The following is a 10237-nucleotide window of genomic DNA, read 5'->3' as shown; positions in this document are numbered from 1 at the left end:
TGGGGAATTTCAACAACTTTACTGTAATGGCGATAATTGGCTTTGTGTTTTTCCATATAGGCATCAAATTTAGGATCAGTTACACCGGGCGAATCTGTGGGATAGGCATTAGGGTCGACTTCCCATTCCACTAATACGGTTTGATTCGGTGTCCATTTTCTTGGCACCATAATGCAACAAGTTCCCATAGCCCCTCAGCCATAATTACCATTAACTTTAAACCAATTAACCGAAGTTCCCTTCACATGATTAAAACCATGTAAATTACCGGGGAGATATTCCACTTTGGGTTTTTGAATAAAGAGAAAATAGACGGCAATAAGGGCAATAATTACCCCGATAAATGCAAGTTTTTTGCGGGTTAATTTTGCGGACATATTGCAGTCTTTGGCATTTTAACGATATATGTTAATCAGTGAGGTAATTCATCACTAAAGCTTAATGTGATACCTTCCTCTTCATTAAAACCTAAAATTACATACTGTGATTTTTCAGTATTAGCTTGGCGTAAAAGCAGTTGCTGACTAAGAATCGGTAGAATTTGCTGATTAAGCAGACTATCAATATTACGAGCGCCTGTATCTGGTAGTAGACAAGCATCAACAATAGTGTCATAAAGGGTTTCTTCAACAATACCAGTTAAGCGGTAGTGAGTATAAAGTCGCTTAATTACGTTCTTTAATTTCATTTCAACAATGGTGCGTAACGCAGTAGCATCAAGAGGACGATAGATTAAAGTTTGGAAGCGAGCCAGTAATGCAGGTTGGAAATGGTCACGTAAAATAGGGCGAAGCGTTTCTTGCAAATCGCTATCGCTACTTAATGGTTCATCTTCTAATTGTTGCATTAAATAATCACTGCCTAAATTTGCAGTCATTAAAATAACTGTATTACGAAAATCAATTTCACGACCTTCACCATCACGCATAAAACCTCTATCAAAAACTTGATAGAATAGATTTAATACATCGCGGTGTGCTTTTTCAACTTCATCTAATAGTACAATACTATAAGGTCGTTTCCGTACTGCCTCAGTAAGTACCCCCCCTTGTCCATAGCCAACATATCCAGGAGGTGAACCCTTTAATTGGCTAACAGTATGAGCTTCTTGGTACTCTGACATATTAATAGTAATTAATGATTTTTGACCACCAAATAAGCATTCGGCTAATGCGAGAGCTGTTTCGGTTTTACCTACGCCACTTGGGCCTACTAGAAGAAAAACGCCTTGAGGGCCATTTTCAGAAACTAAGCCTGTTCTTGAAGCACGTAAACGTTGCGCTAAAGAAATTAATGCACTGTCTTGCCCTACAACATGTTTTGATAAGTTACTCTCTAGTTCTAATAAACCAATCTGTTCATCTTTAAGAAGGCTTGAAAGAGGAACACCTGTCCAGTCTGCGATCACTGTAGCGACAGTACGAACATCCACATCAGGATTGAGTAATGGAGCATCTTGTTGTAAATCTATCAGTTGTTGCTGTAATTGTGCTGAGATTTCACTATTTTCTATATTTTTTCTACTCTCAATCAACTGAATAATAATCTCTTTTTCTTGGTTAAAACGTTGTTCGAAATGCTCTAATTGGATAGCTAACTGTGCATCTTGTGCCGACAATTCAGATAGTTTGTTTTGATTTGTAGAATGCCCAATATTAATGTCATCAAGGATGGCTTTTTGTTCTAATTCAAGAGAATAACGTTTAGCTTTAATTTGAGTCAGCTCTTCCGGTAAAGTGTCTAAACTCATGCGAATACGCGCACTAGCGGTATCAAGCAAATCTACTGCTTTGTCAGGAAGTTGGCGACCCGTTAAATAGCGACGAGATAAAGTCACTGCTGCTTTTACCGCTTCATCAGTGATATGAACACCGTGATATTTTGCATAACGCGATTTGAGGCCTCGAAGCATTAAAAAGGCTTTTTCATCATCAGGTTCATCGACTTTAACGATTTGAAAACGACGCTCTAATGCCGCATCACGTTCAAAATATTGTTTATATTCAGACCAAGTCGTCGCGGCTATTGTGCGCAATTCCCCGCGGGCTAAAGCTGGTTTTAATAAGTTAGCAGCATCAGCGCCACCCGCTTGATTGCCTGCACCAATAATAGTGTGTGCTTCATCAATAAAAAGCAAAATAGGCGTTGGCGATTGCTGAACAGCATCTATAACATTTTTTAAGCGCTGTTCAAATTCTCCTTTTACACCGGCTCCGGCTTGTAATAAACCTAAGTCAAGAGTACGCAATGATGTAGTTTGCAAACTTATTGGAACATTTTTCTCTGCAATACGTAGTGCTAACCCTTCAACTAATGCTGTTTTACCTACCCCCGGTTCACCAACCAAAATAGGATTATTTTTACGACGACGAGAAAGAATATCGACCATTTGGTGTATTTCATCATCACGGCCAAAAACGGGATCTATCTCGCCAAGACGTGCTTTTTCTGTCACATCAATAGTGAACTTATTTAAGACAGCAAGGAGCGCATCATTTAATGTATCACCAATAATAGGAGAGTTGTCTGTAGCCTTTTTCTCGGCGTTAGCCTCGGAGGTGATAGATGTTTCAGGTAGATGGTTGTGCAAGTCAATTTGTTGAATTTCTGGTCTTTCATCGGATTGAGCATCTAACAATGGTCTTAATCGTTGTAGTTGTATTTCACCCAATGTCATTAACGGCCAAAGCGCATCTAATTGCACAAGAGAAGGTTTTTTTGCTATCGCGTTTAGCAAATGTACACTGCGAATATGTTCCACATCTTCATCTAAGGAAGCAATAACCCAAGCATTTTTTATGAGTTCTAATAATGGCTTTGATAATTGTGGTCGGCTTCGAACAGAATGAGGAAATTGATCAATCGTATCAAGAAGATCCTGCCAAAGTGCCGATAAATCCCATTCATAACGACGGGCTAAAACAGTGATATCACTTTCACCTTGTTCTAAAATTTTTAATAACCAGTGTTCAATAGTGACTTCAGCGTGGGCTCGTGTTTGGCATAGAGAGGCCGCAGCTTCAAGCGCTTTTGCACAATAAGGATTTAAGCGACGTAATAGCATGACAGATTGATTTTCCATGTTCTCTCCCAGTAATGAAATCCCTATTTGAGGGAATTTGGCACGCTACCGCCCTTAGCCATAAACCAAGGCTCATAAGGTCATATTCGTCATACTTCAAGTGGCGCATTGTTGACTGCACTTAAACGCTCTAGCCATATACTTTTGTATACCTCTAGAAGTTTATTCACTTGTTGTCTTGCCACATCTTGAATCATTTAGAATATAAAAGGGTAATAGTGTTTTAATAAAATCAGCGTGAGTGTTAGTCACAATTGTTTTAAAAACAGGCGGTTAACCGCCTGTTTATTTCAAGGTTACGCAGTGGCACGTTCATTCCATGAATCGGAATGAATGATATTGCCGTCTTTGTAAGTCCAAGTGATTTTTTCGTAACGCAATTCCACTTCTTCGAGGTGGTTGTGTTTTTCTTTTAGTGGATCTTTGATGTTGTGCATCTTAGGTGCCACTTTTACCACTTTGACGTTTTCAAGTGTGGTATTGAAATATTCTACTTCTTGACCCGCATCATCAATGCGATACCATTTGAATTCAGCCTTTTTCAAGGTTTGTCCAGTGGTAACCGCTTTGTATAAATAAGGGCTAGAAGCATCAATTTCTTTGACAAAAATGAACGGGGTGTGAATACGTGTACCCGTTAATTTACCGGTATTGTTATCAGTTGGAATATATAAGTTATGATCTTGGGCAACGACTTCGATGCTACCTTCACGATCTTGTACATTTACAGAGCCTTTGATGTCAGCATTACCGTCATCTTTTAGCCAAAGGTAAATAGGAATAGCCATTATTACATCTCCTTTTTAAGGGTTAGTTGCCACCATCCGTCAGTGGCGTTAGGTCATCAGCTAATACCTGACAAGCATCAGCTTGAGGTATTAAGCGAATTTCAACTCGTCGATTACGAGCCCGTCCATCCAGTGTTGAGTTATCTGCTACAGGTTGATGTTGACCATATCCCTGTACAGCAAAACATGAAGGTGCGATATCACTGGTTTTGATCATCCAATCACGAACGGCTTCTGCTCGCTTTAGCGAAAGTTTCTGATTAAATTCAGGATTACCGGTATTGTCGGTATAACCAGAAATGACAATTAACCATCCTGGCTTTGCTTTGATATTAATAAGCGCATCCACTAATACTTTGGTTGCTTCATTTTTTAATTCATATTGACCTGTAGCGAATAGTGCTAAGCTATCTAATGTCACCATTTCCGGCCCTTTTTGAATAATGACAGGAGCGGGTGGTGGAGGCGGTGGCGGTGGTGACCATGAGCTTAGTACTGTATGCAAATAAGGTAAAATGGCGTTTCCTTGGTAAAGGGCTAAGGAATAACGTGCGGGATTTCCCTCCCGTTGCCATTGTGAAAGTAGTGTTGCATCCGACATCAGTTGTTGATAAGCCACTTTTTTGGGCTCTAAAGCATCGGCGGATAGGCGATTAAAATGATGAATATCATTGCCCATATTATAAACTAACTGTTTATTGTGATAGTAACTACCCGCTAAAGCCCCAACTAGAAAGAGGCCACATAGAGCACCAGAGATACCAAGCAGAGTCTCTACCTGAAGTAAATTAGTATCATGAGTTAGATGCTCAATAAGTACATCAGGAAGCATTAAAGTATTATTGTTAACTGTGAGAGTCGGCGGAATAATTGGCAACAGTCCGGTTTTGTGCTGAATAAATTGTGCCCAACTATTATTCTCTGCCGGAGAAACTGAGGTAAATCGTAAAGCCCATGCAGAAGGAGATAGCGTAGGAATACCAGACTCTACTGCGGTTAACCGAGGCGTAAATTCACTATTTAGCCATGCAAGTAAGTTATCTAACCATAAGCTGTAAGCAAATTGGTGTTCTTCATTGGGGATCTGTGTAGATAACCAAGCTGATAAAGGTTGTGGTGAAATTTCATCGGAGACAACCTGTAACTCTTGTTGACTGCTACGATAAGTTAACCAAGGGCTGGTTGCATTATCATTAAAAATAGAAAATGCGGTCATTGCTGGTGGATTGAGATAGAGCGAAACCCAAAAAGGCAATGTTTTACCGACTTTTTTATTACATTGGGCAATCGCTCTACGCCAGTTAAGTAACTCTTGTGTCATATCTTCAGACACACTCATTTGCTCAGGAAATACGGCATAAAGTAAAGATAAGCGACTTAACTGAGACGGCAAAGTATCAATAATTTTTTGAATGATATTGAGTAAATCTACAGGGGAAGATGCACAGATATACCAACCCTTTGCTGTTTCCCTGTGTGCTGTTTGTCCTTGGGAAAGAGTTTGCGCTTGTCCACAAACAACAATAACAGCTCCCCGGTAATGTTCTGGAGGGAAAGATGCTAACGGAGTTGATTCTATAGAAGATTGTTCTCTGGAACGGCGGAAAAACCATCCACACAGCGCTATTGTGATCAGCACAATAAAAGCTGTGAAGAAATAGGAAATCTCTTTACCAAAAGACCAGAAACCCCATATTAACCATAGCAATAAGCTTGCTGAAAACAATGTAATACATTGTTTTATCCGATTCCTTTGCATCACTATCCTTGCGTTACCCATTGTTGAAGTAAATTATCTAATGACGCAGAAAAGCCCCACCACAAGGCGGCAATAACAATAAAACCACCTACCCAAGTTAACCAATACAAATGACGGCGATTAATTCGATGTTTTGGCTTTATGACTAATGGAAGTTGGCTTGATAATGCATAAGCTGGAAGTTGATTATTGAGTAATGCGATAATTTGTTCACGCTCAGGCGCGTCTGTTTGGCGGTATTTACCAACAAAACCTAGAGTAATGATGCGATGAAAACAGACAAGAACATCTTGATTAGGAGAATGTTCATTTAAAATATTTTTTAGTCTATCCCATAATTTATCGCCTGCTTCTAGCGTATTAAAATATTTTGCTTGCAGGGGGGATTGTAACCATTGCATATAACCATCATCACGCGAACTTCTATTCATGACACTCTCATCAATCAAAGCACATTGTCCATAAAGCATATTTTCAATCGCTTGTTGAGAATAACCATGCTCAGTCAATTGTTGGCGAGTTTTATCGATAAGCTCACAAACTCGTTTATAAAAGGTTTTACCATCGTGAATTTCTGCCCCTTGACGTAACTGGCATACCATTAACCAAGTATCAGCGAAGATGACATCAATGGTGTTATTCTTATCTGTTTTTATATTCGTTATCATGAGCGTAAGACCGCAAAAAGTTCGAGTTGAATTTCACCCAAGGTTCCCGGTACATAAAAAGCACAATGACCAGATGCGAGCATCGCTTGCCCCGCCGGATTATTTAGCTCTAAGGCAAAATAGTGATTCTCTAAGCGTAAAGGGATCGCTGCAGGAACATGAGTTAAAGGTTGTAACGGAATACCGTTTAAAGCCACGTTGACAACACTTGCAACATCATCATTACTACCAGCCTTACACAATAATGGGAACTGTGTGATTAATAGGTGAGCTGGCAATGAAGAACGAACAGAAAGATAGAAATCAGCCTCTTCACGGAGTCGAGCATCATGTAATTCACCACGCCAGAATGGCCCTTCTTTTTCAAGAGAAATAGTAATAACTCGTGAAGGTAAACTCGCTTCTAAAAGCGTATTGAGTAGATTGAATAAAGGTGGAAATACCTTTTCAGGTGATTCATGTTGATAAAGAGGAATATCGCTATTTTCATGTTCTAGTGAAAATGTAAGTAATGCACCAGCAAGTCGAACTAATTCTCGATAAAGAAGTTCTGGGTGGCGTCCCATAGAGGACATAAATTCAGTTAACACAGGCTCTGCACTATTAATGGCATTTAATAGCCAAAATAGAGAAACGTCAGCAACGGCAAAATCAGCCATCTGCTCATTATTTTCTCGTCGCATAGTCATTAGACGGCGGCGTTTTGCCACTAATCGGTGCATAAATTCTGAAAATAATGTAGTCAGTTCGTTACTAGCATGGCAACTAAGTAATGGGGGAATAAAATGTTTATCTATTTCCCAAGCGCCTTGACCATTACGAATAAGTTTTGCCACAGGGCAAGTCATGTAAGCACTATTTTCTTCATGGGCATAACGTAAAGTAATAGCATGACGTAATACGGCGATATCGGTTTGTTCTTGACCGATTAAATCTTGAACTTTTACCCATTCTTGATAGAACTGCAGTGGCCTTTCTGTGCGCCCTTCTTGCATTAAATTACCACCATTAGCTTGTAATAGAGGCAATGCTAGTACGATATCTAATGTTTGATGTTGAGAATAATGACTAAGGTCGTTCACTGGCGGTAAATTATCAGCCAGTGTGGTATCTATCAGTGTACCATCAGGGAAGCGCACGACTAACTTTTGTGCGCTAAGGCGTGAAATTGTAAGTGCACTTTCATCAAATTCTGCACTGATCACGCCCCATGTTGATGCAATAGTCATATTAGCGATGGTGCTAATTAGATAGTTATCCCATCGTGCTTGTTGTTGGAATTGCTGAGGGGCCAAAAAGGCCCCATCACTCCAGAGGGGGCGATAAATTTTCATCCTTGTTTTCCCTTACGCTTATGCTTTTGCTTTTGGCATTTGAGACACTAACGATAAATCTACGTCCATTCCTTCAACTTGGAAATGAGGTACGGCGTACAGTTTCACTCTGAAGAAACCAGGATTATCATCGATATCTTCTACAACAACTTTTGCATCACGCAGTGGGTGTGAAGCTTGTAAATCATCACTAGGGTCTGTCATCTCAGTAACTAAACCACGAACCCAGTTATTTAGTTCCAGTTCTAATAAACGGCGATCTTTTGTTGTACCGATATTTTCACGTTGAATTAATTTCAAATAATGGGCAATGCGCGAAAGCAGGAAAATATAAGGTAAACGAGCATTAATACGGCTATTTGCAGTGGCATCAGCAGTATCATAGAGCGCGGGTTTCTGTGCTGAGTTAGCAGAGAAGAAACATGAGTAGTCACGGTTTTTGTAGTAAGAAAGAGGAATAAAACCAAGGTTAGAAAATTCAAACTCTCGTGTTTCTGGGATCATTACTTCAGATGGAATTTTAACTTGGCTACCAGTACCTAAATCATAAAGGTGAATAGGCAAGTCTTTTACTGCCCCACCAGCCTGAGGCCCACGAATTTGGACACACCAACCATTATTGATAAAACTTTTTACCATATTAGCGGCAAAGGCGAAGGTTGCATTAGTCCATAAATATTTTTCATGATCTGGACCTTTAACTTCCTCAACATAATTAAAACTACGTACAGGTACAGTATCAGGACCATAAGGAAGACGACCTAACACACGAGGCATCGTTAAGCCGATATAGCGTGCATCATCAGAGTCACGGAAAGATTTCCATTTAATATACTCTGCACGATCAAAATAGTTGCTGATATCTTTAATTGCAGCAACTTCTTCCATGGACTCTTTACCAAAAAAGGCAGGACCAACAGAGCCTATGAATGGCATATGTGCAGAAGCAGAAACTTTCGCAATATTACGTAGTAACGCGATATCTTGAGGACCACGATCAAATTCATAGTTAGAAATAATAGCGGCAATAGGTTCGCCACCTGGAGTATCGTATTCTTCGATATAAGTATGGTGATAAAGGCCACTTTGGATTGTTTCTGGGCAATCCTCAAAATCTTGGCGTAAATCATCTTTAGCTATATCGAGTAGCTCAATTCTAACATTTTGTCGGAAATCGGTGCGGTCGACTAAAAATTTTAATCCGCGCCAAGCTGATTCAATTTTTTGAAAGTCAGAGTGATGCATGACTTCATCGAGTTGTTGACTAATTTGTTTATCTAAATCAGCAATATGATGATCAAGCAAATTTCTATCTAAACGCTCAACTTTCTGACCTGATGATTTTAAACGGTCAAGAAAAACTTGCACAGCTGCAGTTACACGTTCATCGGCTGTAGTATCTGCAAGGGCACTATTATCCTGAAATACATTAATATCACTCATTTCAGAAATAGGGGTTAGGTTTATTTTTTCAAATAAAGAAGCATAAACTCCACCTTGAGTGGATTCATTAAGTACTGTTGTTGTGCTATTTGTTGACACGTTTTCGCTATTGACTGACATAAGCATAATCCTTTAGAAAATCCAATTAATCTTTTTTCGGTGCGAGTTGAGCTAACTCTTCACGTAATTCATCACTAAGCGCGGGATCTTTGAGGATGTTTTCTAATTCACGGCGGAAAGTGATGTTATCAAGAAGGTTGGATTTTAAATCGCGTAGTAGATTACGCATTGCGAGCATTGCTCGTAGTTGAGGAATTTGGCGTGCAACTTGTTCTGGTTCAAAATCAGCCATATCTTTAAATGACAAATTCACACTTTCTTCACTGCCATCATTTGCTAAGGTGTTTTTTACTGTAAGATTAACGGAAGGAGAAAATTCAGCAAGAACACTATTGAAATTATTCTTGTTAATATTAACTTTTTCCCTTTCCGATAAAACCCGTTTATCTTTTCCGTTGCTGTAATCACCGACCGCGAGAAGTTTTAGTGGCAATTCCACTTTCTTTTGAGCTCCCCCCGTATGGAGGTCAAGTTTAATATTGACACGGGCTTTTGGTACTTCGTTTTGAAAGCTATCGGACATAACAAAATCCTTGTTTTAAAGTAAATATTAGAACCTCTGAGTGGGTGATGGTTAATGTAAAATCAACAACTCAAAATGTATTATATAAATAAACCATATGAATATTAGAATAGATTAGTTTGAATAGGTCAATTATTTTTAATTGTTTTAGGTGATCCCTCACAAAAAAAGCAGAAAAATACCTTATATGAGTAAAGTACTCATATTTAGAGTAAGATTAATTTATGTATTCATATTATGAACAGCTTTATTTGAGAAGTTTGCTTAATGTTTTTTAGGTGTTATCATTAATGTTTTTTATATCTATGTTGTTTGGTAGATAATGATTCATCATATTGATAAATAAAGTAAATATGATACTAGGATAGTAAACATTATATTTAGTAAGTGTTATTTTTGTTTTATACTTATTTTGATTTCAATTTACTAAACTAACAGTTAGTAGTTAGTAGGATGGGATAAGTGGCTCACTGTAGCAATCGATTTTTATTTGAATTTATTATAAAATATCTCACACAAT

General features: G+C 38.7%; 9 protein-coding genes. All 9 read right to left on the bottom strand.

The features are described from left to right. Positions 1 to 188: DUF3304 domain-containing protein (locus AACU95_RS00260; RefSeq protein ID WP_161737139.1), on the bottom strand; the 188-nt coding region annotated here is incomplete at its 3' end. Positions 189 to 194: 6 nt separating this feature from the next. Beyond that, positions 195 to 377: a hypothetical protein gene (locus AACU95_RS00255; protein WP_161737138.1), complete on the bottom strand. Its 183-nt coding sequence runs from the start codon at positions 375 to 377 to the stop codon at positions 195 to 197. A 35-nt stretch (positions 378 to 412) separates the two neighbouring features. Then, positions 413 to 3082, bottom strand: a complete 2670-nt coding sequence (tssH, locus tag AACU95_RS00250; RefSeq protein WP_161737137.1) for a type VI secretion system ATPase TssH — start codon at positions 3080 to 3082, stop codon at positions 413 to 415. A gap of 296 nt (positions 3083 to 3378) precedes the next feature. After that, positions 3379 to 3870, bottom strand: a complete 492-nt coding sequence (locus AACU95_RS00245) for an Hcp family type VI secretion system effector (RefSeq protein ID WP_071425452.1) — start codon at positions 3868 to 3870, stop codon at positions 3379 to 3381. Positions 3871 to 3892: 22 nt separating this feature from the next. Beyond that, positions 3893 to 5629 carry an OmpA family protein gene (locus AACU95_RS00240; RefSeq protein ID WP_231310351.1) on the bottom strand — a complete coding sequence of 579 codons (1737 nt, stop codon included), beginning with the start codon at positions 5627 to 5629 and terminating at the stop codon, positions 3893 to 3895. Positions 5630 to 5631: 2 nt separating this feature from the next. After that, positions 5632 to 6297, bottom strand: coding sequence for a type VI secretion system protein TssL, short form (gene tssL, locus AACU95_RS00235; protein WP_071425450.1), 666 nt, complete (start codon positions 6295 to 6297; stop codon positions 5632 to 5634). Next, positions 6294 to 7631, bottom strand: a complete 1338-nt coding sequence (tssK, locus tag AACU95_RS00230) for a type VI secretion system baseplate subunit TssK (protein ID WP_074561902.1) — start codon at positions 7629 to 7631, stop codon at positions 6294 to 6296. Before tssK ends, tssL begins: the two co-directional genes overlap by 4 nt. Before the next feature lie 18 nt (positions 7632 to 7649). Then, the gene (gene tssC, locus AACU95_RS00225) at positions 7650 to 9200 is read right to left on the bottom strand and encodes a type VI secretion system contractile sheath large subunit (protein WP_074561901.1); all 1551 of its coding nucleotides are present in this window, start codon (positions 9198 to 9200) and stop codon (positions 7650 to 7652) included. Between the two features lie 19 nt (positions 9201 to 9219). Next, positions 9220 to 9717 (bottom strand): type VI secretion system contractile sheath small subunit, encoded by a 498-nt coding sequence (gene tssB, locus AACU95_RS00220; protein WP_071425448.1) that lies wholly within the window; start codon positions 9715 to 9717, stop codon positions 9220 to 9222. Between the last annotated feature and the right edge of the window lie 520 nt (positions 9718 to 10237).

Origin of the sequence: Proteus sp. G4415, from assembly GCF_963896075.1 — a bacterium.
Classification (GTDB): domain Bacteria; phylum Pseudomonadota; class Gammaproteobacteria; order Enterobacterales; family Enterobacteriaceae; genus Proteus; species Proteus mirabilis.
This window is presented reverse-complemented; position numbering and strand designations above follow the sequence as displayed.

Bases quoted from the DNA above. Each gene is read 5' to 3' on its own strand.
- AACU95_RS00245 (WP_071425452.1), bottom strand. From the start codon at position 3,870: ATGGCTATTCCTATTTACCTTTGGCTAAAAGATGACGGTAATGCTGAC.
- AACU95_RS00240 (WP_231310351.1), bottom strand. From the start codon at position 5,629: ATGCAAAGGAATCGGATAAAACAATGTATTACATTGTTTTCAGCAAGC.
- tssC (WP_074561901.1), bottom strand. From the start codon at position 9,200: ATGCTTATGTCAGTCAATAGCGAAAACGTGTCAACAAATAGCACAACA.
- tssL (WP_071425450.1), bottom strand. From the start codon at position 6,297: ATGATAACGAATATAAAAACAGATAAGAATAACACCATTGATGTCATC.
- AACU95_RS00255 (WP_161737138.1), bottom strand. From the start codon at position 377: ATGTCCGCAAAATTAACCCGCAAAAAACTTGCATTTATCGGGGTAATT.
- tssH (WP_161737137.1), bottom strand. From the start codon at position 3,082: ATGGAAAATCAATCTGTCATGCTATTACGTCGCTTAAATCCTTATTGT.
- tssB (WP_071425448.1), bottom strand. From the start codon at position 9,717: ATGTCCGATAGCTTTCAAAACGAAGTACCAAAAGCCCGTGTCAATATT.
- tssK (WP_074561902.1), bottom strand. From the start codon at position 7,631: ATGAAAATTTATCGCCCCCTCTGGAGTGATGGGGCCTTTTTGGCCCCT.